This window comes from Pseudomonas sp. S06B 330, from assembly GCF_002845275.2.
Classification (GTDB): Bacteria; Pseudomonadota; Gammaproteobacteria; order Pseudomonadales; family Pseudomonadaceae; genus Aquipseudomonas.
On record NZ_CP088149.1, the window covers coordinates 1,705,641 to 1,730,433 of the forward strand.

General features: G+C 57.9%; 13 protein-coding genes and 5 tRNA genes. 13 read left to right on the forward strand and 5 right to left on the reverse strand.

Annotated features, from left to right (window positions below; all coding sequences use genetic code 11):
• Positions 1–133 precede the first annotated feature (133 nt).
• The gene (locus CX511_RS07965) at positions 134–901 is read right to left on the reverse strand and encodes a hypothetical protein (RefSeq protein ID WP_101292138.1); all 768 of its coding nucleotides are present in this window, start codon (positions 899–901) and stop codon (positions 134–136) included.
• A gap of 336 nt (positions 902–1,237) precedes the next feature.
• Here CX511_RS07965 and CX511_RS07970 point away from each other — a divergent pair.
• The 4 genes from CX511_RS07970 (at position 1,238) to CX511_RS07985 (ending at position 5,651) form a co-directional block, all read left to right on the forward strand.
• A tRNA-Glu gene (locus tag CX511_RS07970) sits at positions 1,238–1,313 on the forward strand.
• A gap of 5 nt (positions 1,314–1,318) precedes the next feature.
• Positions 1,319–1,394 (forward strand) — tRNA-Gly (locus tag CX511_RS07975).
• Positions 1,395–1,625: 231 nt separating this feature from the next.
• On the forward strand, positions 1,626–3,566 hold the full coding sequence (locus CX511_RS07980; RefSeq protein ID WP_101291855.1) for a hypothetical protein: 1,941 nt from the start codon (positions 1,626–1,628) through the stop codon (positions 3,564–3,566).
• A gap of 132 nt (positions 3,567–3,698) precedes the next feature.
• Positions 3,699–5,651, forward strand: a complete 1,953-nt coding sequence (locus CX511_RS07985) for a hypothetical protein (protein WP_143527672.1) — start codon at positions 3,699–3,701, stop codon at positions 5,649–5,651.
• A 131-nt stretch (positions 5,652–5,782) separates the two neighbouring features.
• Here the strand turns inward: CX511_RS07985 and CX511_RS07990 are convergent, their stop codons facing one another.
• Positions 5,783–7,768 (reverse strand): autotransporter outer membrane beta-barrel domain-containing protein, encoded by a 1,986-nt coding sequence (locus CX511_RS07990; protein ID WP_231353383.1) that lies wholly within the window; start codon positions 7,766–7,768, stop codon positions 5,783–5,785.
• A 645-nt stretch (positions 7,769–8,413) separates the two neighbouring features.
• Here CX511_RS07990 and CX511_RS07995 point away from each other — a divergent pair.
• The 6 genes from CX511_RS07995 to CX511_RS08020 all read left to right on the forward strand — a co-directional run bounded on the left by CX511_RS07995 (position 8,414) and on the right by CX511_RS08020 (position 18,584).
• Complete coding sequence (locus tag CX511_RS07995; RefSeq protein ID WP_101291852.1) at positions 8,414–12,649, forward strand: RCC1 domain-containing protein; 4,236 nt, start codon at positions 8,414–8,416, stop codon at positions 12,647–12,649.
• 79 nt (positions 12,650–12,728) lie between these two features.
• On the forward strand, positions 12,729–13,643 hold the full coding sequence (locus tag CX511_RS08000; protein ID WP_158239988.1) for an immunoglobulin-like domain-containing protein: 915 nt from the start codon (positions 12,729–12,731) through the stop codon (positions 13,641–13,643).
• Positions 13,644–13,729: 86 nt separating this feature from the next.
• On the forward strand, positions 13,730–18,067 hold the full coding sequence (locus CX511_RS08005; RefSeq protein WP_101291850.1) for an immunoglobulin-like domain-containing protein: 4,338 nt from the start codon (positions 13,730–13,732) through the stop codon (positions 18,065–18,067).
• Between the two features lie 191 nt (positions 18,068–18,258).
• Positions 18,259–18,334 (forward strand) — tRNA-Glu (locus CX511_RS08010).
• A 5-nt stretch (positions 18,335–18,339) separates the two neighbouring features.
• Positions 18,340–18,415, forward strand: a tRNA-Gly gene (locus CX511_RS08015).
• 93 nt (positions 18,416–18,508) lie between these two features.
• Positions 18,509–18,584, forward strand: a tRNA-Gly gene (locus CX511_RS08020).
• A 104-nt stretch (positions 18,585–18,688) separates the two neighbouring features.
• Here CX511_RS08020 and CX511_RS08025 read toward each other — a convergent pair.
• Both CX511_RS08025 and CX511_RS08030 read right to left on the reverse strand, forming a co-directional pair.
• Complete coding sequence (locus tag CX511_RS08025) at positions 18,689–19,096, reverse strand: PA2817 family protein (protein WP_045187118.1); 408 nt, start codon at positions 19,094–19,096, stop codon at positions 18,689–18,691.
• 68 nt (positions 19,097–19,164) lie between these two features.
• Positions 19,165–21,612, reverse strand: coding sequence for an acyl-CoA dehydrogenase (locus CX511_RS08030; RefSeq protein WP_101292030.1), 2,448 nt, complete (start codon positions 21,610–21,612; stop codon positions 19,165–19,167).
• 183 nt (positions 21,613–21,795) lie between these two features.
• Between CX511_RS08030 and CX511_RS08035 the strand changes: the two genes are divergently transcribed.
• The 3 genes from CX511_RS08035 (at position 21,796) to CX511_RS08045 (ending at position 24,266) form a co-directional block, all read left to right on the forward strand.
• A complete protein-coding gene (locus CX511_RS08035; protein WP_045187123.1) occupies positions 21,796–22,419 on the forward strand; it encodes a glutathione S-transferase family protein in 624 nt (207 codons plus the stop codon).
• Positions 22,420–22,557: 138 nt separating this feature from the next.
• Positions 22,558–23,490 carry an ABC transporter ATP-binding protein gene (locus CX511_RS08040; protein ID WP_045187126.1) on the forward strand — a complete coding sequence of 311 codons (933 nt, stop codon included), beginning with the start codon at positions 22,558–22,560 and terminating at the stop codon, positions 23,488–23,490.
• Complete coding sequence (locus tag CX511_RS08045) at positions 23,487–24,266, forward strand: ABC transporter permease (protein WP_045187128.1); 780 nt, start codon at positions 23,487–23,489, stop codon at positions 24,264–24,266. The genes CX511_RS08040 and CX511_RS08045 overlap by 4 nt, the downstream gene beginning before the upstream one ends.
• Here CX511_RS08045 and CX511_RS08050 read toward each other — a convergent pair.
• The gene (locus CX511_RS08050; protein WP_045187130.1) at positions 24,234–24,776 is read right to left on the reverse strand and encodes a DUF2062 domain-containing protein; all 543 of its coding nucleotides are present in this window, start codon (positions 24,774–24,776) and stop codon (positions 24,234–24,236) included. The genes CX511_RS08045 and CX511_RS08050 overlap by 33 nt on opposite strands.
• Positions 24,777–24,793 lie beyond the last annotated feature (17 nt).

The following is a 24,793-nucleotide window of genomic DNA, read 5'->3' on the forward strand; positions in this document are numbered from 1 at the left end:
TCGTAGCCGCTGCCGCCAGGCTGTGATCGGGCGTGAAACGGCCGTCATTCAGGCGCCTCTCGGTAACTGAATGACGCCTGCTTCGTAGGCGATCGCAGCCTGGCAGCAGCGGCTACAACTGGCCGGGCAGGACTCAGTCGTAAATGACTTTCTTCTTCCAGTCTTCCGTGGGGTCGGTCTTCAGGCCTTCCGTCAGCTCGTTCACCTCATCTTCGGCAGGCTCAAGTTGGCTCAGCACCTGGGCATTGGCCCGTGCCAGCAGTTTATCCATGTACTCAAGCTGCTCGCGATAGAGCACAGGGTCTGGTTGCTTGCGCAGGTATTGAACACCCCGCTCAAAGGCCAGGCGGGCATGCCCGGGCTGATTCTGTTGCAGCGCCTGCTGCCCCAGGTTGTTGAAAAACTCAATGTGCAGCAGCACCAGGATGTGGCGGATTTCCTTGACCCAGTACTTGGCCTCGTTGGTCGGCAGGAAGCCTTCTTGCGCCGCACGGGTGATCTGGTTGTGCATACCTTCCAATAGAAAGCGCACATCCTTGGCCCGGGCTTCTGTCTGGATCGGCGCAGGAGGATTGTTGACGGGAATGGCATCGCCTTGGGCGATCAAACCCTCGAGTTCAGCCATGCGGGCGCGGATATCGCGGCTGTGTTTGTCTAGGGCCAGCTGACGCTGGTTGAGATTGAGTTCCAGGCGGGTCAGCAGCAGCTTTAATGCTGGGGTCATCAGCTGGCCAGGGAAGGTTTCGGTGATCTCGCCACAACGCCGCAAGCGTTCGGCCAGCTCGATCTTCAGCCGGGCACGCTCGAGCTTGTTGTTCTCGACCACATTGTTGAGGTAGCCGATCACGATCAATAACGCGATCCCCGCCACAATGAGCAGGGTGATCATAAGTGGTGTCACCGTTAACGCCTCATACAGGATGATTTACCGTTTGAGTGTAGTGGCTTAGCTTTTGCCCGGATAGAGCTGTTTAGCGGTTGTCCGGGGCTCAGTGGTGGCATTTTGCATCTAGATTGCCGCAGCTATAAGGGTTTCAGCCAACGGTGGGTGTCAGAAAAAAAACGCCAAGGTACAGGCGTGTGGAATCGACTGGCGGCTTGCAAAGCGCTGGGAAGTCATTGATTTAAATAAATTTATCGAGAGGGGTTGACGACTTATAAAAGCATCCTTAGAATGCGCGCCACTTGCAGCGTAAAGCACACAGCGAAACGCGGCAGGGAGTGAATGTTGTAGCGTGTCCCCTTCGTCTAGTGGCCTAGGACACCGCCCTTTCACGGCGGTAACAGGGGTTCGAGTCCCCTAGGGGACGCCATATTTGCGGGAATAGCTCAGTTGGTAGAGCACGACCTTGCCAAGGTCGGGGTCGCGAGTTCGAGTCTCGTTTCCCGCTCCAGATTCAATCGGCATCAGCCGATCAAGAAAGAGGCCTAAGGGCCTCTTTTTTTGTGCCCAAAATTCCCTCCTCAAGCGTTTTTCCCCTCCCGTAGTCCCGTTTCCGTCTCGACGCACCTGTTATTTCTGTCAGTTTCCAGTGAGAGCAAAATCGCGTTCAATCACTCCTGACCGCGTGGGTGACTCAGTGCAAAGCCGCCACAGTGCTGTCTTAACCAGGAAGGGAGCAGGTATGGACGAGCGTAGAGCACCGCATCAGCTTTTCAATGAACTTACCCTTGCTCAGCCGGAAGTGCCAGCGATCATCAAGGATGAGCAAGGGCTGGAGAACCCAGATGGCATTGTTGCACGTGCTGTGCTCAATGATGACCTGGAGGTTGTGGTGCCCGCCTGGCCGTTTTCGAACGATCCGAGGATTGTCAGGGAAACAGTTTCGATTGGGTGGCGTATCGAGGGCGCGGGTTTTGTCTCGGTGAGGAATCAAGACTTCCCGACGCCGGTCGAGCCAGGAGACAAGATTCTGACCGTGCCTCAGAACTACCTGGTGCATGGCACTTATGATCTGTCATATGAGATAAACCAGGGCGGGAACCGAAATTATTCACTGATCAAGCGGGTCACCATCGATACCGTACCGCCTCACGACCACCAACAGCCGGCGGGGGCGCGATATCCGGATGAGTTGGTCGGGGTCATCACTGATGATTACCTGAGAGAGCATGGTCAGGTGCTGGTCGCAGTGCCTTCTTATAGCAGCATGCGAGCCTTCGACCGAGCCGTGTTTTTCTGGTCTCGAGTCGACCCTATGCCGGGCGATACTCCATCGGCAGGCGAGCAGGTGTTCAGCCAGGACGATATCGAGAATCGACGCTTGCTCCTGCCGCTTTCCGAGGCGGTTATACGTGCCGGCGGTCAGGGGCAGCACTATCTTTTCTACCGGCTATACGACCTGGCTGGTAATGAGAGCCCATTGTCCTATTCGGCGGGTATTGGCGTCACCTTGGTGCCCGCTCCGGAAAATCTGCCGGCACCTCGAATCCCGCTGTCGCCGCGAGGTTTGATTGACCGCCAGCACGCGCGGGAGGGGGCCACTGCTGAGAACGGCGTAACTGTCGAGATTGACCGTTATGACAATGCGGACAAGTCTCAATTCATTATTGTCAACTGGGGTGGGCGCGAACTGACAGAGTTGGCAGTGGATCCTGAGAGGTTTCCGCTGACGAATTTCGTACCTTGGCAGGCGCTGACAGCCAATGGCTTAGGCCCTGACACGGTGCAGGTAAGCTACCGGGTTCGTTATGGTGGGTCGCTTACACCGGCGTCACCCGAGGAGACGGTGCCCTTCGATTTCACTATCGCTGGCCAGGACCACGCCAGTGCACCGGCCCTGCTCAACAATGATTTGGCCAGGCTGGAGGTGCGCGGAGAGGTCTCGGACCTGCCAAACACGCTGACTGCTCGGGATGACGGGCGCGATGCCCGGGTGCTGTTGACGTTGTTCGAAGATCCGCAACTGGGCGAATGGCTAGAGGTGTACTGGGGTAGCGTGGCAGAACCGGCCACCCGCTACCAGGTGCAACCGGGTGATGTGGCCGGCAAGCCCCTGACATTGACTGTGCCCTGGGAGATCATCGAGCAGGAAAAAAACAACAGCGCCTTGCCAGTCTTCTACCGCACTGATAACAGCGTCAACCAACAGTTGTCGTCAGTGACCAGCGTGCAAGTGTTGATCGAGCCAATCCAGGGACTGCAGACGCCGAGCTTCCCTCACGCAAGTCTCCAGGGCTACCTCAACTGCTGTGTCAAGCCGCGCATCTGGGAAGGGGTGACCATTCGGGTCGCCGCGAATCCGGCTTTTGACCCCAGCGATTTGGTGGAGGTTTACTGCCAGGGCTATGAAGATCTCGGGTCACAGATTCCGATTGAGGGCACCTTGTGGTCGCAAGCAAAAGTGCTGGCAGCTGAAGAAGCACTCAATGGTTTCGAGGTAGTGGTGCCTTACTTAGTACATATCGAGCCGATGGTAAACAACGGATCGGCAACCGCTTATTACACCTTGACTAAGGTTGGCGGTGGTTTCGGTAGTTCGCGCCGGGAGCAGGTTTATATCACTCGGACATTACCGAGCGGTGAAATCTGTGGGCCGGATAACGACATTTGCAATGAGCGTTGATGTTAGTTAGCAGTCGGTACGAAATCTCGGGTTTCACCGTTAGATTTTTAACCTGTTGTGCGTATGCCATGTTTAGCTTTCGTGGCAATTCATTAAATAGAAACAACCAAATCCAGCGAATGAGGTTGAATCATGAATATCCAAGTAAAGCCTAGTGCTCATCAAGCGCGGATGGACAGTAGCAAGCTTCGTCGTAATGCAAACATGGCGGTTCCAGCGCCACAGCTAGCCGATATTAATCCGCTGTTGCCAGATACGTCCGATGACGATTTGAATCAATTGCATTCTCAGTATCAAGGCCAGGCACTGGCTGTCGATGTTCCTCAGTTCGATCAGGGTTCTAACCCTGGCCTACCGGGGAGGATTTATTTGCAATGGCAGGGTATTCGATTAGATGAAACGATATTTCGCTTTACTACGCCGATAGCCCCGGGCGATTTTCCCCTGAAGCTGACGTTGCCGGGGAATGTAACGGTAAACGCGGGCCCCTTTCAACTTTCTTATGTAGTTTATACCGGCGGTAATCCCGCTGTCTCTGAAAGCCTGACCATCAATATCGACAGGACGCCACCCAACGGGGGTAATGCTGGCGCATTGATTACGCTGCCTCTTGAGGTGGAAGCCAACGGCATTACGGCGGAGTATCTTGCTGCTAATGATAACAAAGTAGTGGTCACCGTGCCGTCTACCTACGGTGATGCCAGGATCGATGATGAGGTGGTCGTCTACCTGGGTAGCACTATCCCGCAGGCGTTGCTGGTCGGAACTTTTACCCGGGCGGATCTCGGGCTTCCGATTACCGTTGATCTGACTGAGGCTATGCTCACGGGCAAGGAAGGCGCCCAGACACTGTTTTATACATTGGCCGATCGTAAAGGCAATGTTGGCCGACAATCGGCATTCAAGCATGTCAACATTACCCTGGCACCGGCGCCCAGTAATTTGCAGCCGCCCAAAGTGCCCGTGGGTGATGATACCTTGATTGATCATGCCGATGCCATTCAGGGGGTAATCGTCCAGATCGATCCTTACACAAACTGGAGTACCGGGGACCAGGTGGTAGTGGCCTTCGATGGTGTTGACCGGCCAGCGCAAAGCATGCCGGAATTGGGTGCTGTGGTGGAGTTGCCTTACTCCGCTGTGTTGAACAACGACCCAGGCTTGAAACAATCGCGGATAACCTACAAGATTGTTCGCGGTAACCGCGAGATCCCAGAACTGGTTGGCTATGACGTTGACGTCGATTTGCGCACCCCAGGGCCTGTCGATCCAACTGACCCGCCGGGGGTTGTGCATCCGCTGCTGGCCTTGCCTGTCGTTCAGGGGGCCGTCACTGTTGATCCTGATGAGCTGACCGAGGACGACGCAGGTCAGAGTGCCACCGCCGAGGTCGACCTCTATGGGGGTGCGAAGGCCGGTGATGTCGTGCAGCTGTACTGGGATAGCGTGGCTGTCCCAGCGCCAGATGGAGAATACCGCGTGTTAGGCAGCGAGCCGCCGACATTCAAAATGCCATTCACCATTCCGTGGACGTTGATCGACGATCGGGGCAACAGTGACGCGTTGCCGGCGCACTATACGGTGGCCCATCCCTCGGTTAACGACAACATCATTACTTCGGGGGCCAAGCTCGTTCGTGTTCAGGTCAGTACAATTGTCGTGCCTGATCCCAAATTCCAGTTCGCCGACCTTGAGGAGGATCCGGCCGGCAATTGGTTCAACTGCAGTTCGCTACGCCAGGATGAAGCAGGCGTATGGAGCATTGTAATTCGCGTGCCGGGTGGAGAGCCGAAACTGGCGAATCAGGAACTGGCTTTCGTCTATCAGGGCTGGGTGGACGAGGCTGGTACGACGCCTGTGCCAGGTAACGAATATCCATTCACATTTACTCCGACAGATGAACAAGCCAATAACGGCTTTGTGGTGTATGTTCCTTACGATCCTTGGTTCCTGACCACCGATCTTCGTTACGGCAGTATTGTCTACACGGCGCTGATAGACGGCTTTCCGGTAAGGTCGGATCGCCATCTTGGCGCTTTCTGGATGTCCTCGGCAGGACAGACGTGTCGCTTGACATTCAGATAAGATGAGCTGAAAAAAGGGAAATGCCGAGGCATTTCCCTTTTTTGTGTTTGGTGACAGTGCAGTGGGTCGTCTATAGGGGCAGCATAAGCCTGATTCAGTGGTATAGGGCTTGATGCTGTGGTGCGGCCAGTTCAAAAGCTATAACGCAATCCCAGGTTCACACCATAGGGTTGTTCGATGTGCTTGCCGTTGGCGTATTCCAGATCGACATGCACCTGCAATCCGCTGGCAAGACCCAATGCCAGGCCGGTGCCCAGCTCGCCTCGCGAGCCGGACAGATCATTGTTGAAGCGGTTGTTGTTGACGCTGACTTCATTGTTGTTAATGAACTCGTGGGCCAGGGCGCCACGCAGGTAAGGCTGCAGCTTACTGCCATTGTCCAGTTCGAAGGTTTTCCCCACCGTCAGGCCCGCTTTGCCTAACAGCGAGCGGCTTTGATCGCCATCAGCCTGCAGGTCGCTGCTCAGGTGGAAATCCTCACCTTGGATCAGCACGGCTGACCACTGGGTGAAGGGTTCGATGAAGTAACCATTGGGCAGCGGAATATGTCGGCCGAACTCGGCGGACAGACCCATGCCGAGGTTGTCATAGTCACCTTTGGCGTGGCTGCCGTCATTGACCGCGACCTCGGCCTTGTTGTGGAAGCTATTGAGCTTGGCCACAGCATCGAAGTAGTAGCCCGATTCGGCGTCGAGCCAGGTGGTATAGGCACCGAGGTAATAACTGTCGACCGTGCCGGAGCTACCCTCTTTCAGGTTCAGGTCAGATTGACTGTAGCCGGCCAAAGCACCGATCAACCACTGGCCGTCGCCCCAGGGCAGACGGCCATCGGCCCCTAGGGACAGACCGTGCTGGTTTTGCTGGTAACCGGTGCCGCTGGCGTCGGCTACGTTGTATTTGTTGCCATAGCTGCGCATCCACAAGCCAGGCTTACTACCGTTAAAGCGCAGTTCACCCATTCGGCTACGCAATGAGGTCAGCTCGCCATACCAAACGGTTGGCGCCGTGTTGAACAGTGCCATAACCGTGCGGGTACCTGGGCTGATCGTACGTTTTTCCGGGTCGAGGAACCAGTCAGTTCCACCGTTGCCGTCATCGGTCGAGGATAACTCGTAGGACCAGGCGCCGACTGCCACTGCGCGGCCATTGAGAAGGCTGAATTGCGCGTCGCCGGCGGCGGTGTGTACCAGAGTCAACTGTTCAGGTGCGACAGGGTCGGTGCCTGAGTCAGCCACGTGCAACTGGAAGTCCCCTGTAGCGTTCTGATTGACGCTCAATCGGTCGTGGTCATTGGTGCTGAAGTCCACGTTCATAGCGATCACGCCGTTACCGGAGAGGTTGTCGACGTCAAGGGCATAGAAGTTGTTGCCGGTGCCCATGTTGATGGTGCCGCCAGCCATGTTCAGGTTACCTAGCCTGGTACTTTCGACCATGTTGTAGGTAGATTGGTTACCGATGTCCAGTTGACTGACATTTACCAGTCGTCCTGTGAATGTTGACTGATTCTGTAGGTCGAGGGTTGCGTTGCCTCCGGCTTCGACTTCAAAGTCACCGGTCCAGGTAGCCTGCTCCAGGCTCAGGTTGGCGGTGCTGTCGGAGGCGACGCGGACGTTGCCATCGAGCTCGCTGCTAAGTACATCAATGTTGGCCGTGGAGGCAGCCTGCACCTGGATCAAAACGCCATCCGCGCCAACCAGGGTCGAACGATTGCGGATGGCGACCTCGGCATTCACGCCGCCTTCCAGGAGAATTGCCGCGCCCGTGCGTCCTTCGACCCGGGAGCCCTCAAGCACCAGGCGCGGATCCCCCACGTCGTCGATATCGCGGACGATGCGCACACCATTGCTTTGGCCGCTGATCTGGCTGTTGGTGGCAATGGCCGCGCCGCCCAGGAGGTTGATACCCCGGCTGCCGATACCGCTACCGGTAACGGTGGAGTTGGCCAGGGAGAGGGTGCTGGCGCCAGTGACCTGAACGGCATCTTCGCCTCCGGTGATCACGCTGTTGTCGAGGGTTACCTGTGAGCCTGTCGAGGTGCCTGCCACGCGGTTTATTGACAAGCCCAGGAAATCACCACTGATTCGGGCATTATTGACGGTGGCGGTGCTATTGGTCACTTCCAGGCCATCGCTGTTGGTGCCAAGGATCGTACCGCCGTTGACAACCAGATTGGACCCCGATTGTATGAATACGCTGCTGGTGGTCGCTCCGTTTAAGGTCAAAGAACTGTTGGTGCGGACGGTGTAGTTATCAATCGGCGTGGTTGAATCTATAACCAGGCTCTCGCCATTTTCAACAATAGCAGCTTGCGTCAAAGGGGCGGCAAGAAACAATGTGCATGTAGCCAGGCTGAGTGGTTTCAATAAAAAATTGGTGCGTGTGGAATTGATTGTATTCATGGAAATAATATCCCTGAGTATTTAAAGAGGCTGAGTTTTGCCATGTTAGGCTGGGCGCTTAGAGGCTGTCTGTAGGGGGATTCCTCAACGCTTAAAGTATTTGCCGATCTTATTGTTGCTTCATTGCATAAGCTCAGCACCTGATATTTTTGTCAGTAGACAAATAATGTAAGGCGTGATTGGTGTTTTTTTGGTGAGTGTTAGATTTGCTTACCTGATAAAAATGCTAGTTGGAAGCATTGCTAGGCAGGTATCTAATTGCAGCCATCAAACGGTTCGACAAACAGGGTGGCCAGCATGCAAGTTTCAGAAGAAAATAAGGAGTTGGATCAAGCGCAAGGTTTGTTTTTAGGGGCAAACCCTATGCAACTGGTAGAACTGGAGATTCCCGGCAAGACCGGGCCGGTTCCCAGTGGCGAACTGGGCATTAACCTTGCCGCGGCGCGGGAGAATTTTCCGCGTGATGGTTTGCAGTTATTCATTCCGCCCTGGCAGGAAATGGGGGATGGCGATAGCGTCGCGGTGTTGCTGGGTGATATTCAAGTCGCGAGTAAGCCAATCGCTGCTGACGAGGTCAATACCCGCCAAACCCTGTTCATCGCACCCAACCGGTTAGCCAATCGCATCACCACGATCAGCTACGTAGTTAGGCGGGTCGGCCAAATGCCGGAGGATTCTGCAGCTACCGACGTACTGATCAAACTCGACCGTCCTGGCGGGCAGGACCAGAACGGCGACACGCCAGGTCATTCGGAACTGAAACTGAATTTGCCGCAGGAAATCATCGATGGTGGTGTGGATAAGGACGCCGCCGCGGATGGCGTGCCTGTCACGATTGAACCCTATCCGTTCATGGCCGAGCACGACGAGATCCGTTTGACCTGGGGTGGTCAGTTCGTCAGCCATACCGTAACCCAGGCTGAGGTCGATCACCCCATCGTTATGACCGTGGATGAGGCAACCATTTTGGCGGCTGGGGACTCCGACGGTGGTGGCCTGGCGGTTGCTTTTGAGATCTACGACTTGGTGGACAACCAGTCTGAGGATTGGAGTGCCGAGGTTCGCGTGGTGGTTGATACCGGAGGGTCTCGCCTGGATGCGGTGTACGTCAAAGAAGCCGTCAGCAATATCTTGGATCTTGAACAATTGGGCAGTGCGCCAGTGACGCTGCAGGTCGTCGCTGGGGACTCTAGGATTTTCAATCCCGAGGACGAGATCATTGTCAATCTCGCGGGCACCAGCGCCGATGGTGTGGTGGTTGACGTCAGCTATCCACCGAAGGTCGTTGGTCCTCTTGGCATCCTTGAACTACCCGTACCTAATGCTGATGTACGGCGCCTGGCCAAGGCTCAAGCAGTGTTCAGTTACCAACTAAAAAAGGCCGATGATGGCACGCTAATGCAAGCCAAGGGGCGGTTCATCAATATCGTCGGTGAGCCTGCGCAACTGGCCGCGCCGGTAGCGTTGGATGCGTCAGGGGGCAGCCTGGACCCAACATTGCCCACCACCACCATTGAAGTGCCCTGGGATGAAACCATGGCTGCCGGCCAGGTGATCGACCTGAAATGGTACGGCACAAAACCTGATCAGACTGTGTACTTTCCAGAGCTTACGCCCCACGACATCAGCAATAACGAGGAAAACGCTAAGCAACCGATCAAATTTTATGTGGAAGGCAGGCACCTTGTGGCCATCGAAGGTGGGTCGCTGGAGCTTTCTTATGAGCTGATTAACGAAGAGGGCGTGGTGCGCAGGTCGCTGGCCACGGCGCGCTTCAACATTGGCGAGCCCAGGGCCGAATTGCCGGTGCCGATTGTGCGGGATGCACCAGGCAATGTGCTCGATCCCGATAAGTTGCCACCCAATGGCACCAGCCTGTATGTCACGCGCTACACCGGCATCGCCATTGGCGATGAGCTGCATTTCACCTGGAACGGTTCAAAGACCGGACCTTACGAAGATTGGATCAAGATTACCGCGAACAACATCGGCCGCCCCGAGTTTGCCTTGGTAATACCGCTGGAACAGGTCAAGGGCGATCTGAATGGTACGGTTTCGGCGTCTTACTGGGTCAAGCGTGTCGAAGACGGGAGGGTCAGTCAATCCGATGTGTTGACCCTGCACATCGGCGAGCAGGCGCAGGTGCTCGATCCGGTGACCATCGCTGAACTGGGCCAGGATAATAAGCTTGACCTTGGGAATGTGGTTAACGGGGCCAACGTCACACTGGCCGTTTATCCGCAGATGGGCGTTGGCGATGTTGTCTATCTGGAGTGGACCGATCACCAGGGGTTCGCCTATAAGCCCGCGGGTAAAGATATCACTGGCAATATGATCGAAAAACCAGTGCCGTTTGTTGTGCCGTACCCCGAGATTCTGAAAAGTCGGGACAACACCGTCACCGTTATCTGCAGGGTCGCACTGGTTGAGGGCGGGGAGTTGCGCACCGAGGGCCTGACATTTGCCGTCCAGCAAAGTCAAGTGCCAGAGCTTGACCCGGTATCTGTTGCCGAACTGCAAGATGGCAGCCTTGACCTGCGCAATGTGCGTAACGGGGCGAATGTTCAACTCGCTGCCTACGAAGGGATGGGGGCTGGGGATGTTGTTCAGCTGGAATGGACTGATGACCAAGGCAATGAGTACAAGCCTGCCGGTAAGCCAATCTCCGGCGGCATGGTCGGTAAGCCTGTGCCTTTTGTCGTGCCCTTTGCCCAGATTCAGAAAAACCAGGACAACACCGTCAGCGTGATCTGCCGGGTCGCGCTCGTTGAGGACGAGGAATTGCGCACAGCGGTACTGTCCTTTGCCGTCGCGGAAAGTGCCACACCGCCTTTGGCGGCACCGGTGGTTGCCGAAGCGAACGATGAAGGTGTGATCGATCCCAACGCCGTGACGTTGGGCGCAACGGTGGTCATCGACGCAACCACCGAGCTTGTGGTTGGCGACAAAGTCAGGGTTGTGGTTCGCGGCACAGTTGCAGATGAGAAGACACACACAGTGACGGTGGCGGGCGAGCAGCGCTTTACAGTGGCTTATGAGGTGATCAAGGGCAACGAGAATGGCAGCATCGAGGTGCAGTATTACGTGCAGCGTGGTGGTGTCGAGCCGGACGAGCCTTCGCCGCCGGCGCAATACGATGTACGCGTGGTAGTCGGTGCCGGGCAGTTGAAAATCTTAGGGGCGCGTTTCAATCGCAGCACCTATCGATCTTCGGCTTCACCTCGTTATCTGCAAGCGTTTCACGCGGTCAGCGGCCAGCCAGTGCTGGCAGAGTGGAAGTACTCCACCGATGCCCAATGGGCGGCCGCCAGTCAATGGCGGGACATTCAGCCTCATTTGCCACTGCAAGTACGTACCGCTGATGACCAATTGACGCTCAACCCGGCCAACATCATTGGCAGTGGTGCCGATACCACGGTGACAGGTACCGCCGCGTTTGTCGCCCTGCGTGATGATGGGCGTGTGCGTGGCTGGGGTAACCAGGCCTTTGGTGCCCTCATTCCCTCCACCATCAGGACCTACGATGACATCGTTGAGGTGAGTTGCACCACCAGTGCGTACGCCGTGCGGCGGCTCAACGGCAATGTGGTGGTCTGGGGCAATGCAACTAACGGTGGCAGCATGGGGGCTGTGTCGCCAGACGGCTTTGCTGCTGTGGCGGCCAACGGTACTGCCTTTGCCGGTATCAAGACTACAGGGCATGTGGTTGCCTGGGGCGTTGCGGCCTCCGGTGGTACTGTTCCCGCGCCCATTGATGGCCACACCGACATCAAAAAAGTCGTGGGTGCAAGTACCGCGTTTGCTGCTTTGCGTACTACCGGGCAGGTAGTGGCTTGGGGGAGTGCGGCGACGGGAGGGACGGTTCCAGACCCGGTAAGCGGTCTGACGGACATCGTTGACATCAAAGGTAATTTCAAAGCATTTGCTGTCCTGCGCAGTAATGGCACCGTGGTGGCCTGGGGGGATGCCGTTTATGGCGGAAACGCAGATGCAGTGGCCGATTACACCGACATCAGCGAAATCTGTAACGCCAACGCGGGGGCCTTTGTGGCCAAACGCAACACTGGGCATTTGGTCGCTTGGGGCAGCGCTCCTCACGGCGGGGCCTTGCCGGCGGACATCGCAGCGCTGACCGACATCATTGAAGTGGCGTCGAATTGGCACGTTTTTGCTGCGGTGCGAGCCAATGGTTCGGTGGTTGCCTGGGGGGGCGTGGCGGCGGAGGGCGGTGTGCCGCCAGATGAAATCGTCAACCTGACCGATGTGGTCCAGGTGACAGGTTCCTCCAAGGCATTCGCCGTGTTGCGGCGCAATGGCACGGTAATGGCCTGGGGTGACGTCAGCGTAGGTGGATTGATCGCGCCAGAAATGGTACCCGAGTTAGTCAATATCCAGGCGGTATACAGCAACACCCATGGTTTCGTTGCCTTGAGGTCTGATGGCCGCGTGTTGGCGTGGGGGCATGCGCTGGGCGGGGGGGACAACTCCGCAGTGGGTGATCAACTGAATGGTTTGGTTTCTTATCGAGCATCCGCAGCGGCCCGTGGTCGGGCGCTCAGCGCCCAACGGCTGATCAGTGCGGCGGCGATGGTTGGCTGACGTGGGTTGTCCATGACCAAAGATCCGGTGCATGAACCTGTGCACCGGAAACTTCCAGTGCTTGGTGGGGTGTACAGGTATGACACAGTTCGATACGTTGTTGGTTGAATACGAAAAACCGCGCCTAGAGGGCTTCAATGGCGATCAGCTTGACCCGACGCAGCTGCCAGCCGATGGCGTTACGTTGATCGCGCCTCCCGGCAACTTGTCCCCCCGGGACTATCTGTATTTTTACTTGGATGAGAACCTTCTGGATTGGACCCGTGTACCGGCCAGCGGTGCTGGGGAGGGGGTGGGGGTGCCTGTTGCAAAGGAAGTGTTCACCGCTCAACAAGGCAAGGTGGTCGAGTTGTACTACCAGGTTGCGACCTCGCCGGAGGGGGGGCGCACTGACTCAGTGAGGTGGCAGTTGACGTTGGGGAGTCAATTTGAGGGTGAAGTTTTACTGGACCTGAGCGCTCATGATTATCTCGTTTTTGCCGACAAGCCCCCTGCAATGCTGCCTGACTTCGTCCGTTTTAAGCGCGAGGCCAGTGGTGGCACTGCGCCCTACCGCTATGCCAGCAACGAGCCGAAGGTGGCCACCGTTGATGACGATGGGCAGGTCACTGCCCTGGCCAATGGCAATTGTGAGATCACCGCCACCGACAGTCAGGAAAAGGTCCAGCGCTACAGCCTCAGGGTCAGCGGTATTCGCCAGGTGCATTTCCTGACACCCAGCGCAGACTGGGAAGGTATGGGGCGGGTGTGTGAAGAGGCGAATCTTTCACCGCTTTCGCGCAACCGGTTCAAACGTCTGTGGACCATTTATTACACTATCACCGGCCCTGTCGCCAGTTACTTGGGGTATCTGGATTATCCCTTCTGGACGTCAGAGCGCCTGGGCGCCGGCACGGCCTATGCGTACGACCTCAACGGCCATTTCGTTGACGGCAACGTCGGTTCCCTCAGTGAGCGTGAGTATCGGCAAGTGTTGGGCATGGACCCAGATTAAGTCACAAGCGGCCGGCTGGTCGGCTTGGCGTCAACAATCTCACCTTTTTAGCTGATCTCGTCTGTTATCTCAGGCAAGGAGTCCCCATGAGAACGTTCAGCGCCCGTCTGTTTCCACCTCGTGCTGAGGGGGTAGGCATCCTGGCTCCGCGCCCCCTGTTCATATCTGACATGATCACCCCGGTAGAGCAAGGGGATGGCGGGATCAGTCGTGCCATCGTTGAGAGACATCCGGAGGGCGTGCTGACGCTCATCGATCCCTATCTGGAGATGCAGGCGGGTGATCGGCTGACAGTACTCATTGAGGGTGAGTCGGTACGGGACTTGACCGTGGAGCTGCCGGACGTCGGTAAGCGGCTGGTCTTCTATCTTGCCAGTGTGCACTTCCAGCCTGAATGGTTGGAGGATATCCACTTCCAGCTGCTGCGCTTGGGGGCGACGGTGCCGGAAGACTCAGTGCCTTTGCGCTTGCGAATCAAGCTTAACTTGCCGGGCGGTGTCGATAAGGAACCGCACTTGCCAGGGCACTCGGAACTGCTGCGGCCACAAGTGCCCCAAGACATCATCGACAACGGCGTCGATGCCGAATGGGCGGCCAGTGGGGTTCCGGTCACCATCGCCAATTACCCTGAGCGGGCCGCCCGCGATACCGTGGTACTGAGTTGGGGCAGTGTGCGCATCCTGCGCTTGATCAGTGAGAGCGAAGCGGCGGGAAGTGACCCTGTCGAAGTGCTGGTCGATCAGGATGCCATCCTGGCGGCTGGGGACAGTAATGCACTGGAGTTGCGCTATGAAGTTTTCGATGAAGTGTGGAACTTTTCCTCCGATGGGTCGCGTTCAACCAAGCTCAAAGTAGAGGCCGGTGCCTGGCGGCTTGAGCCGCCGTTCATCGCCGAAGCCATCGAAGGCAAGATCGACCTGATCGGCTTGGGTCCGAACGACGTGACCGTTCAGATCCCGCTGAACGGTGATCCATTTGCAGTAAACGACATCATCGAATTCACCTGGATTGGCACGCCGAAGATGGGGGCGCCGCTGGTCCATATCGAGTCGGTACAGATCAGCAGCCTGCCGGTGATTCTCGAACTCAAGGTTGCCAACGCCGATATTCGAGCGATAGCTGGGGGCACAGGCGACGCTTCTTATGTACTGAGAAAGGCCAACGGTGAGCCGCCGCAGTCCTCCAAGCGTGCCTTCGCCACGGTTGTCGGTGAACTCTCTGAGCTGCCTGCGCCGTTTATCCAGCAGGCAGTGGGTGCTCTGTTGGACAGCCGGCTCGACTATGCCTGGGTGCTGCTGGGGCCCTACCCAGGTATGGCCAGCGGCGATGTCGTCAATGTCATCTGGCTAGGCAAGCGGGCAGATGGCAGCGTGTATTTGCACGAGCAGGAGGTGCTGGTCACCGAAAACATGGTCGGCAAGGCCATCGAGGTTCTGGTGGATGCTGAGCATATAGGGGGGCTCGATGGCGGTACGCTGGAGCTGTACTACCGGGTCAGCAACGATCGGGCGGTGATCTATGATGTGCGCGAGTCGGCCCGCAGTTACTTTCAGGTGCTGCAATTGCGCCAGGAATTACCGGCACCGGTTGTCGCCGAAGCCGATGGTGACGTACTCGACCCCGAAGTAGTCATTCCCAACGGTGCCACCTTGCGAGTCGATTACACCGACACCGAGGCGGGCGATGTGCTCACGTATTACTGGCAAAGTGTCTATGCCAATGGCACGGCCAGTGACTGGGTACCCATTACCGAGGCCTCAAAGGGACGGCCGGTGGAGTTTCGTATTGCCTCAACGTTGATTGAGGTCTCGCGAGGTACCACTATCAGTGCCTTGTACGCACTCAAACGGGGTGACCAGACCCGGTTGTCGGGGGTTCTGGAGCTGTACGTCGGTACGCCCGTACCGATCGCCATCAGCAGTGTGATCGATAGCTGGGGGCAGGTTGTCAACGGCGGCTTTACCGTCGACACCAGTGTGACCTTGATCGGTACGGCCCGGGCAGCGATGGGGGTTGAGCTCCTTGATGGTGACACTGTTGTAGGCCAGGCAGGGGCAAACGAGCAAGGCGTGTGGCGTTTCCCGATGCTGGGCCTTGCGCCGCGGCGCTATGACCTTAAGGCCAAGGCACTGTATGGCAGTGGCACGGAGTCGTCGGTGTGGAGTTTCACGGTGGTTGTCGATGTCGACCCTGTGATTACGGAAGTGGCGGATTCGCGAGGGGATGTCGCCAATGGTGGTGCCACGGTCGACACCGCAGTGACCCTGACGGGCAACGCCAGCGCGGGTCAGCAGGTTGAGCTGTTCGACGATGCTGTGACGTGGGGCAGGGTGGACGTTGATGGTCTGGGCAACTGGGTGTTGCCACGCGCAGATCTGGTGATCGGCAGCTACAACCTTATGGCCAAGGCCTGGTACGGTGAGGAGCGGGAGTCTGAACTGCGCACTTTCCAAGTGGTGGCTGAGGTCAGCCCGACTATTGTCCATGTGACGGACTCAAGGGGGGAGTTGAATGAGGGGCAGACAACCGTCGATACCCTCATCATCGTCTCCGGTACCGCCAGTGTCGACCAGGCCCTGGAGGTACTCGACGGGACCGCCGTGCTGGATACCGTGCGCACCGATGGGCAAGGCAACTGGTCGCTGACGCTCACTGATCTGGCGGTCAAGGCCTACGTCATAACCGCCAGGGCCCTGTATGGAAGCGGGGCGCAATCGACCGCGCGCAGATTTAGCGTGGTCGACTATGTGTTTCCCACCCTTGAAAGCGTTAGGGACTCCAGAGGGGAAGTCGCCGATGGCGGTTCCACGGTCGATACCTCGGTCAACCTGGCGGGCAAGGCGAGTGCAAACGAACAGGTGGAGATTTTCGACGGGGCGCTGTCCAGGGGCATTGCGTCGGTCAATGGCAACGGTGACTGGACCCTACTGCTGAGCAATTTGACGGCCAAGACCTACAGCGTCATGGCCAAGGCACAGTATGGCAATGGTGAGGAGTCGGCTGTGCGCACCTTCACCGTTTATGCCGAAATCAAGCCAAGTATCACCAGTGTCGCCGACTCTCGGGGTGAAGTCGCCGAAGCCGGCACCACAGTTGATACGTCGGTTGCCCTTGCGGGTAAAGCCACGAGCAACCAGCGGGTAGAGTTGTTCGACGGAACGACTTCGCTTGCCACGGTATCGGTTGATGCCAGCGGCGATTGGTCCTACCCACTGCAAGGCTTGGTAACCCGGGCATACAGCCTCAAGGCCAGGGCGTTGTATGGGGGTGGGCAGGAGTCGGATAACCGCTCGTTTAGCGTTGTCGCGCAGGTGGCACCGACGATCGTTAGCGTAAGGGATTTGACAGGTGAAGTGGCCGACCGCGGCTTTACTTTTGACTCCAGGGTTACGGTGTCTGGCAAGGCGAGCATCGGCCAGCGGGTCGAGATTTTCGAGGGGGCGATTTCGATCGGTGAGAGACCGGTCAGTGGTGCTGGCGATTGGACCCATACCATCACTGGGTTAACGGTCAGGTCCTACAGCATCAAGGCGGTTGCCCTTTATGGCAGTGACCAGGAGTCCTTGCCACGTACCTTCGAAGTGCGCCAAGGGGTGACACCGGTTATTACCCGGGTCGTCGACAGCAATGGCACGGCCATCGGTAATGGTGGTCGTACCTATCTCAGAGGGGGGACGTTGTATGGCACTGCACAAGGAGGGTTGCAGGTACAGATTCTCGACAACGGGGTTGCCGGACAAACCGTAGGGGTTGCCAGCGGCGGCACTTGGCAGGCCACGCTGGCCGGCCTGTCGGTTGGTCAACATTCCTTCACCGCTAAAGCGGTATACGGAAACCAGCCTGTCTCTGCTGCCTGGCGCGTGTTGGTTGATGATCGGCCGCCACTGCAAATCGACACCAGCTCGATGGTGCTCAATGGCAGAATCTATGTTAATGCCAGCTCAGGACAAGGTCCAAATAACCGGCCGGTGGGAAGTCGTGGTCAGCGATCGGCTTCAGGAGGCACGCCGCCCTATACCTACAGTTCCAGCGATACAAAGGTTGCGAGCGTACATAGCAGCAACGGTATGGTGTTGTCCACAGGTAACGGCAGCGCGATCATTACTGTACGCGACACTGCTGGGCAGACATTGAGGTACACCGTGAACGTATCTGGTGTTATCCGGATGACCTATAGAGGGCAGTGGCAGTTCGCTTCGGCATTTAGAATCGCAACAAATGAAGCGACCCTGCGGGAAATCTACAATCAATACGGGGGAGGCGGGATTACTCAAGCTGGTTTCCCTGGCGGCATCTACTTCACCAGTAACTCTGAGCATCACCCGTGGCCAATTGCAAAGGGCGTATACATAAACATGGACAATGGTGCCAAAGGGTGGGAACCGCAGTTAGGGCGATCATTCCATGTTATCCAGGTCGGTTAGGCAAGGGCGTGATGTGGCGCTGCGGTGCGGCCAGTGAGACGAAAGGGTCAGCACCGCCTTTCACTAGAAGTCATTGATTTGAATAAATTTATACAAAGGAGTTGACGGCATTCGCCAGCATCCCTAGAATGCGCGCCACTTGCAGCATAAAGCACACAGCGTAACGCGGCAGGGAGTGAATGTTGTAGTGTGTCCCCTTCGTCTAGTGGCCTAGGACACCGCCCTTTCACGGCGGTAACAGGGGTTCGAGTCCCCTAGGGGACGCCATATTTGCGGGAATAGCTCAGTTGGTAGAGCACGACCTTGCCAAGGTCGGGGTCGCGAGTTCGAGTCTCGTTTCCCGCTCCAAATTTGGCGTTGCAGTGTTTAGGCACTGCGAGCTTTGGAAGAGAAGGGCTATGGCCCTTTTTTTCTGTCCGGTTCGACCGGAAGTTTCAATTTGCGGGAATAGCTCAGTTGGTAGAGCACGACCTTGCCAAGGTCGGGGTCGCGAGTTCGAGTCTCGTTTCCCGCTCCAAACAAAAAACGCCGTTCGTTTGAACGGCGTTTTTTTTCGTCTGTATTTTTTGTTCATCGTTCAGGGCGGTAGCGCTGTTGTCAGCCCTAGCGCCCCCTCGTAGATCAATGCTTGCTGTCGTCGTCAGACATGCTCAACAGCTGCTTTTCTTGATTCCAGTCGAACGGCTCATCGTTCTGCTCGGCCTCGTAGCGGCGCTCTTCCAGTTCCTGGTACAGGGCCAGCTCTTGCTCGGGCATGAAGTGCAGGCAGTCACCGCCGAAGAACCACAACAGATCCCGTGGGACCAAGTGGGCGATTTGCGGGTAGCGCTGAATGATCTGGCACATCAGGTCTTGACCCAGGTAGGTGCTCTCCGGATCAACCGGCAGTTGCAGCATCAGGTCGTCGAAACGCTCCAGGAACAGCGCGTGGCTTTCTTCCGGCACTTGTTCGGCTTCGCCCAGGGCCGCGAGGATAGTGCGCAGGTGGGTGAGCAGGGCGAGATGATATTCCAGGCGATCGGTAGCCATGCTGGCAGTCCTCTTGAGCAAAAACGGGCGCGGGAGTATACGGCTCCCGACGCCCGATGTCCCGGCCGTTAACGAATTTTGCCGGGGGTGGGCAGCAGTTCCTCCTTGCTGAAGGCGTCTACGTCAATGACCTTGCGCCGGGCGGCCTCGGCGGCCTGGAGGGTTTTAGCTTCTGTTTCCTGCAAGATACCGACACGCAGCGCCGCATCGATTGTCGACTCACCGGGTGCGGGGTTGACCTCGCCACCTTTGAGCGCTTGATGCAGCTTTTTATGCAGTGGCGCGCACGCGTCGAGCAAGCTGCAGGCGTGTTGTAGGGCACCCACCGGGTCCTCGGCGGCCTGTGGGCGATAGCAGCCAGCAAGCAGCTCCTCCAGTGCCGGGTCGCCTTTTGCGCGGCCAATCAACGCGGCCACTTCAGCATCCAGAGCGTCACTCGGCCCAGTATGGCGGCGACCGAACGGGAACACGACCAGGCGCAGGGCGCAGCCGAGGAAACGGTTGGGGAAGTTGTCGAGCAGTCGGTCCAGCGCTTTCTCGGCTTGGCCCAGGCTTTCCTCCATGGCCCAGCGCAGCAGGGGTTGCAGGTGGCTCGGCGAGCCGAGGTCGTGATAGCGCTTGAGCGCGGCCGAGCTCAAGTAGAGGTTGCTCAGCACGTCACCCAGGCGCGCTGACAGGCGTTCGCGGCGTTTGAGTTCGCCGCCGAGCAGCATCATGGAGAGGTCGGCAAGCATCGCGAAGGCCGCTGCCTGGCGATTGAGTGCACGGAAATAGCCTTGGCTCAGGGCATCGCCAGGCACCTTCTCGAAATGACCCAGCCCTAGCCCGAGGACAAAGGTGCTGGCAGCGTTACCGACCGCGAAGCCAATGTGTTGCATCAGCAGTTGGTCAAACTCTTTGAGCGCCTGGTTGTGGTCTTCGCGCCCGGCCAGGGCCATTTCCTTGAGGACGAATGGGTGGCAGCGGATAGCCCCCTGGCCAAAGATCATCAGGTTACGCGAGAGGATGTTGGCCCCCTCGACGGTGATGAAGATCGGTGCGCCTTGCCAATTACGCCCCAGGTAATTGTTTGGGCCCATGATGATGCCTTTGCCACCGTGCACGTCCATGGCGTGCTGAATGCATTCGCGGCCACGCTCGGTGAGGTGATACTTGAGAATCGCCGACAGCACCGAGGGTTTCTCGCCCAGGTCCACAGCCTTGGCCGTTAGCAGGCGAGCGCTGTCCATCAGGAAGGCATTGCCGCCGATCCGCGCTAGCGATTCCTGAATGCCCTCGAAGGCTGCCAACGGCACATTGAACTGCTCGCGAACCCGCGCGTATTGGCCAGTGACCAGGCTGGTGTACTTGGCGGCACCGGTGCCTACAGCAGGCAGGGAGATCGAGCGGCCTACCGACAGGCAGTTCATCAGCATCATCCAGCCCTTGCCGAGCATGGCCTGGCCGCCGATGAGAAACTCCAGTGGGACGAACACGTCCTTGCCGCTGTTGGGGCCGTTCATGAAGGCGGCGCCCAGGGGCAGATGGCGCTGGCCGATCTCGACGCCGGGGGTGTCGGTGGGGATCAGCGCTAGGCTGATCCCCAGTTCTTCTTCCTCGCCCAGCAGGTGTTCAGGGTCATAGGCTTTGAACGCCAGACCCAGCAGCGTTGCCACCGGCCCCAGGGTGATGTAACGCTTTTCCCAGTTCAGACGCAGGCCGATAACCTCTTCGCCTTGCCACTGGCCTTTGCAGATGACGCCGGTGTCGGGCATTGCTCCTGCATCGGAACCGGCCAGCGGGCCGGTAAGGGCGAAGCAGGGGATTTCCTCTCCACGGGCCAGGCGCGGCAAGTAATGCTGGCGCTGTTCGTCGGTGCCGTAGTGCAACAGCAGTTCAGCCGGCCCTAAAGAGTTGGGGACCATGACGGTCGACGCCAGGTCGCCGCTGCGGGTTGCCAGCTTCATTGCCACCTGCGAGTGGGCATAGGCAGAAAAGCCTTTGCCGCCGTACTCCTTGGGGATGATCAGGGCAAAGAAACCGTGTGACTTGATGTGCTCCCAGGCTTGCGGCGGCAGGTCCAGGTCCTGACCGATCTGCCAGTCACTGACCATGGCGCAGAGGTCTTCGGTCGGGCCATCGATGAAGGCTTGTTCCTCTTCGCTGAGTTCAGGTTTGGCATAGTCGAGCAGGGTGTTCCAGTGCGGGCGACCGCTGAACAGCTCGCCATCCCACCAGACGGTACCGGCATCAATCGCTTCGCGTTCGGTTTGCGACATGGGCGGCAGGGTGCGTTGGAACCAGCCGAACAGTGGTCCGCTGAAGACCTTGCGCCGCAGATCCGGCAGCAGTACCAATGCGGCTTTGGCCGCCAGCACCAGCCAGAGGATCGCCAGCAACCAACCGGGAGCGCGGCCGTAGACACCCATCAGCAGCACATACACCGCTAATACTGCCAACGCTGGCACCGCGGCGATGCGGCGGTGGGCAAGATAGGCCGCACCGATCACCAGAACCACTAACCACAACAGCAACATAGTCTTTCCTCCGTGAAACCTAAGGGCATTCTGCGATCCATCAGAGCTTAGACGGCATCCGATAATCGGCTTGTCAGAACAGTGACAGGCTGTGGCCGTGGGAGTTCGCCGCAACGCGTGGGTGATTGTCAGGGCTGGCGCCTGGGGTAGACTGGGCGACCGCACATTCATCAGGACGACGTCATGCTCAAGATCTGGGGCCGGAAGAATTCGACCAATGTCAGGAAAGTACTGTGGTGCGCTGAAGAGTTAGGGCTGGAGTACGCATCGATCGATGCCGGTGGTGCCTTCGGCCTGGTCAATGAGCCTGAGTACCGGGCGCTGAACCCTAACGGTCTGGTGCCCATGGTTGAAGATGACGGCCTGGTGCTGTGGGAGTCCAATGCCATCGTGCGCTACCTGTCGGCGCAGTATGGCGTCGAGGCGGGCTGGTATGTGGCCGCTGCACGCCAGCGCGCTGAAGCAGACAAGTGGATGGATTGGGTCACCTCATCGCTGGCCGCACCTTTCCGGCCACTGTTCTGGGGTATTTTGCGCACCCCCGCCGAGCAGCAGGATTGGGTGGCGATCAATGCCGCCCACAAGACCTGCGCGCAATTGCTGTCCATCGCTGACCAGGCGTTGGCCCAACGGCCGTATCTGTCGGGTGAGCAGCTGGGGATGGGCGACATTCCCTTGGGCTGCTTTGCCTATGCCTGGTTCGAAATGCCGATCGAGCGTCCCGAAATGCGCCATCTGCGGGCCTGGTACGAACGCTTGCAGGAGCGCCCGGCCTTCCAGGCAGCGGTGATGACTGCATTGACCTGATTACTACGGTCAACCTGATAGTTATTATCGATACACATGACTGTACTTGTATGGCCTGGACAAGCACCATGGCCACATTCACTGCGGCCGGCTTACCTGGCCGCGTCTAGAACCTTCCAAACTGGTACGCGACCCGCTATGAGTTCTGCTCTGTCCATAAGGCAGCTAACCAAAACCTACGGCAACGGTTTCCAGGCCCTCAAGGGTATCGACCTGGATGTCGCCGAAGGTGACTTTTTCGCCTTGCTCGGCCCCAACGGCGCCGGCAAGTCCACCACCATTGGCATTCTCTCGACCCTGGTCAACAAGACCAGCGGCACGGTGAGCATCTTTGGCAATGACCTCGATCGCCAGCCGGCGGCGCTCAAGCGCTGCATTGGCGTGGTGCCGCAGGAATTCAACTTCAACCAGTTCGAAAAAACCTTCGACATCGTTGTGACCCAAGCCGGTTACTACGGCATCCCGGCCAAGGTGGCCAAGGAGCGTGCCGAGAAGTATCTGACCCAGCTCGGTCTGTGGGACAAGCGCGATGTGCCGTCGCGTTCTCTGTCTGGCGGCATGAAGCGGCGCCTGATGATTGCCCGGGCGCTGATCCATGAGCCGCGCCTGCTGATCCTCGACGAGCCGACGGCGGGTGTGGATATCGAACTGCGCCGCTCGATGTGGAGTTTTCTGACCGAGCTGAACCAGCAGGGCATCACCATCATCCTCACCACCCATTACCTGGAAGAGGCTGAGCAACTGTGCCGCCACATCGGCATCATCGACCACGGCACCATTGTCGAGAACACCAGCATGCGCGCGCTGTTGAGCAAGCTGCACGTCGAGACCTTCCTGCTCGATCTCAAGCAGGACCTGCCGCAGGCGCCGAACCTGGTCGGTTATCCGTGCCGGCTGGTCAGCCCGCACACCCTGGAAGTGCAAGTGGACAAGGAAGTGGGTATCACGGCGTTGTTCGGCCAACTGGCCTTGCAGAACATCGAAGTGCAAAGCCTGCGCAACAAGACCAATCGTCTCGAGGAGTTGTTCGTGTCTCTGGTTGAGAAAAACCTGGCGAAGGTGGCGGTATGAGCTCGGAGCTAAGCGCCAATCTGGTCGCCCTCAATACCATCGTCTATCGCGAAGTGCGCCGTTTTACCCGGATCTGGCCGCAGACGCTGCTGCCCCCGGCGATCACCATGGTCTTGTACTTCGTGATCTTCGGTAACCTGATTGGCCGGCAGATTGGCGACATGGGTGGATTCACCTACATGGAGTACATCGTTCCGGGGCTGATCATGATGTCGGTGATCACCAACTCCTACGGCAACGTGGTCTCGAGCTTCTTCGGCAGCAAGTTTCAGCGTTCGATCGAAGAGCTGATGGTCTCGCCGGTGTCGCCGCATACCATTCTGATCGGCTACACCCTGGGCGGGGTGTTGCGCGGGCTGGCGGTAGGGGTGATCGTTACCCTGCTGTCGCTGTTTTTCACCGACCTGCAGGTGCACCATCTGGGTGTCACCATTCTGGTGGTGTTGCTGACAGCAACCATCTTCTCGTTGCTGGGTTTCATCAATGCGGTGTTTGCGCGCAACTTCGACGATATTTCGATCATTCCGACCTTCGTCCTGACGCCGCTGACCTACCTGGGCGGGGTGTTCTACTCGATCAACCTGTTGCCACCGTTCTGGCAGACCGTGTCGATGGCCAACCCGGTGTTGCACATGGTCAACTCGTTCCGTTACGGCATTCTCGGGGTGTCGGACATTCGCATCGGCGTGGCGATCAGCTTCATGCTGATTGCCACCGCCGTGCTGTACTTCGGTTGCAATCGCCTACTGGTCAGTGGGCGTGGAATGCGTACCTGAGACCTTCTGCTTGCGCCGGCGCCACTGCCGGCCTACCCACCAACGCCAATAGAGCATGGTCAGGCAGTAGGCCAGGGCGCCGAGCAACACGCCGCAGACCACCGAGCCAAGCAGGAAGGGCTGCCACAGGGTCGAGAGTTCGCCGGTGATCCATTCGAAGGTCAGCTCTTGCGGCAAGGTCCTGGGTGGAACCTGCATCAGCCAGGCACCCATCTGGTAGGTGCAGAAAAACACCGGTGGCATGGTGATCGGATTGGTCAGCCAGACCAGGCTGACCGCAATCGGCATATTGCCGCGAATCATGATCGCCAGGCTTGCGGCCAGCAGCATTTGCATCGGCACCGGGATAAAGGCTGCGAACAGGCCAACCGCCATCGCCCGCGCCACTGAATGCCGATTCAGGTGCCAGAGGTTCGGGTCATGCAACAGCCGGCCGAGAAAGCGTAAGGATTTGTGTTCCCTAATGCTGGTCGGGTCGGGCATGTAGCGTTTAAAGAGACGACGCGGCATGTAGGCTCTCGACTGGG

Excerpts from the sequence above, each read along its gene's own strand:
- CX511_RS07980 (WP_101291855.1), top strand. The coding sequence starts at position 1,626 with ATGGACGAGCGTAGAGCACCGCATCAGCTTTTCAATGAACTTACCCTT.
- CX511_RS07985 (WP_143527672.1), top strand. The coding sequence starts at position 3,699 with ATGAATATCCAAGTAAAGCCTAGTGCTCATCAAGCGCGGATGGACAGT.
- CX511_RS07995 (WP_101291852.1), top strand. The coding sequence starts at position 8,414 with ATGCAACTGGTAGAACTGGAGATTCCCGGCAAGACCGGGCCGGTTCCC.
- CX511_RS08000 (WP_158239988.1), top strand. The coding sequence starts at position 12,729 with ATGACACAGTTCGATACGTTGTTGGTTGAATACGAAAAACCGCGCCTA.
- CX511_RS08005 (WP_101291850.1), top strand. The coding sequence starts at position 13,730 with ATGAGAACGTTCAGCGCCCGTCTGTTTCCACCTCGTGCTGAGGGGGTA.
- CX511_RS08025 (WP_045187118.1), bottom strand. The coding sequence starts at position 19,096 with ATGGCTACCGATCGCCTGGAATATCATCTCGCCCTGCTCACCCACCTG.
- CX511_RS08030 (WP_101292030.1), bottom strand. The coding sequence starts at position 21,612 with ATGTTGCTGTTGTGGTTAGTGGTTCTGGTGATCGGTGCGGCCTATCTT.
- CX511_RS08035 (WP_045187123.1), top strand. The coding sequence starts at position 21,796 with ATGCTCAAGATCTGGGGCCGGAAGAATTCGACCAATGTCAGGAAAGTA.
- CX511_RS08040 (WP_045187126.1), top strand. The coding sequence starts at position 22,558 with ATGAGTTCTGCTCTGTCCATAAGGCAGCTAACCAAAACCTACGGCAAC.
- CX511_RS08045 (WP_045187128.1), top strand. The coding sequence starts at position 23,487 with ATGAGCTCGGAGCTAAGCGCCAATCTGGTCGCCCTCAATACCATCGTC.
- CX511_RS08050 (WP_045187130.1), bottom strand. The coding sequence starts at position 24,776 with ATGCCGCGTCGTCTCTTTAAACGCTACATGCCCGACCCGACCAGCATT.